The organism is Glycocaulis sp. (genome assembly GCF_052168375.1).
In the GTDB taxonomy this organism is placed as follows: Bacteria; Pseudomonadota; Alphaproteobacteria; order Caulobacterales; family Maricaulaceae; genus Glycocaulis.
The window spans coordinates 1-1,681 of sequence record NZ_JBQLZR010000198.1; the positions used below are offsets into that span (position 1 = coordinate 1).

General features: G+C 65.1%; 3 protein-coding genes. All 3 read left to right on the plus strand.

Features of this window, described 5'->3' with window-relative positions; genetic code table 11:
- Positions 1-315: 30S ribosomal protein S10 (rpsJ, locus tag ACTS2Z_RS07790; RefSeq protein ID WP_036512015.1), on the plus strand; the 315-nt coding region annotated here is incomplete at its 5' end.
- A gap of 4 nt (positions 316-319) precedes the next feature.
- Complete coding sequence (rplC, locus tag ACTS2Z_RS07795; protein WP_442572649.1) at positions 320-1,138, plus strand: 50S ribosomal protein L3; 819 nt, start codon at positions 320-322, stop codon at positions 1,136-1,138.
- Positions 1,135-1,681: 50S ribosomal protein L4 (rplD, locus tag ACTS2Z_RS07800; protein ID WP_442572650.1), on the plus strand; the 547-nt coding region annotated here is incomplete at its 3' end. The genes rplC and rplD, both read left to right, overlap by 4 nt.

Sequence of the window (1,681 nt, forward strand, 5' to 3'; positions counted from 1 at the left end):
ATGGCACAAACCAACATCCGCATCCGCCTCAAGGCGTTCGATCACCGCGTGCTGGATACGTCCACGCGCGAGATCGTCTCGACGGCGAAGCGCACAGGCGCACAGGTGCGCGGGCCCATCCCGCTGCCCACGCGTATCGAGCGTTTCACGGTGCTGCGGTCCCCGCACATCGACAAGAAATCTCGCGAGCAGTTCGAGATCCGCACGCACAAGCGTGTCCTCGACATCGTGGACCCGACCCCGCAGACCGTGGACGCGCTGATGAAGCTCGACCTGTCGGCCGGCGTGGACGTCGAGATCAAGCTGGGAGCTTAAGCCAATGAGCCAGGCTCAAAACCTGCGCACGGGCGTCATCGCGAAGAAGATGGGCATGACCCGTATCTTCGCCGAGGATGGCTCGCACATTCCGGTGACGGTGCTGCACCTTGACGGTGTCCAGGTCGTTGCCCAGCGCACGAATGACCGTGACGGTTACACTGCGCTTCAACTGGGTGCCGGCAAGGCCAAGGTGAAGCGTGCGACGAAGGCCGACCGTGGCCATTTTGCGAAAGCGGCTGTCGAGCCGAAGCGCAAGCTGGTCGAGTTCCGCGTCAGCGAGAGCAATCTCATTGAGGCCGGCGCCGAAATCACGGCTGACCACTTTGTCGAAGGCCAGATGGTGGATGTTGCCGCCCTGACCATCGGTAAGGGTTTTGCCGGTGCGATGAAGCGCTGGAACTTTGGTGGTCTGCGCGCGACGCACGGTGTGTCCGTCTCGCACCGTTCGCACGGTTCGACCGGTCAGCGCCAGGACCCCGGCAAGGTGTTCAAGGGCAAGAAGATGGCCGGCCATCTGGGCCAGGAGCGCGTGACGACGCAGAACCTCGAAGTGGTTCGTGTCGATGTCGAGCGCGGCCTGATCCTGGTGCGCGGCTCGGTTCCGGGCTCTGCTGACACCTGGGTGGAAGTACGTGACGCCGTGAAGGGCGCCGGTGTGGAAGGCCTCGCCTATCCGGGCAAGTTCCGCATGGGTGACGAGCCCAAGGTTGTCGACAGCCCCGCTCCCGGCTCGGAAGAGGCGGAAATGGTGGCTGAAGGCGCGCCGGTTGCAGAAGCGCCTGCCATCGACGCGGCGGGTGAAGAGGACGCCAAGTCATGAAACTCGATGTAATCACCCTGGATGCCGGCAAGGCAGGCTCGGTTGAGCTCAGCGACGACATCTTCGCCATCGGCGAAGTGCGCGCCGACCTCCTGCAGCGCGCCGTGAAGTGGCAGCTGTCGCGCCGTCAGGCCGGAACGCACCGCGCCAAGGAGCGCGCCGAGATTGCCCGTACGGGCAAGAAGTTCGGCCGCCAGAAGGGCGGCGGTTCTGCCCGTCACGGTTCGCGCCGCGCCCCGATCTTTGTCGGCGGCGGCAAGGCCCACGGCCCGAAAGTGCGCAGCCATGCCACAGAGCTTCCCAAGAAGGTCCGCGCCCTGGCCCTGCGTCACGCCCTGTCCTCGAAAGCAGGTTCGTCCTCGCTGATCGTTCTGGACGAGGCGCGTCTCGACGAGCCGAAGACGGCGGCCCTCAAGGCCCAGTTCGCCAAGCTCGGCCTGACCAGCGCGCTGATCATCGATGGCGACACGCTCGACGAGAACTTCGCCCTGGCCGCTCGCAACATCCCGCATGTTGACGTGCTGCCGGCGCAAGGCCTGAACG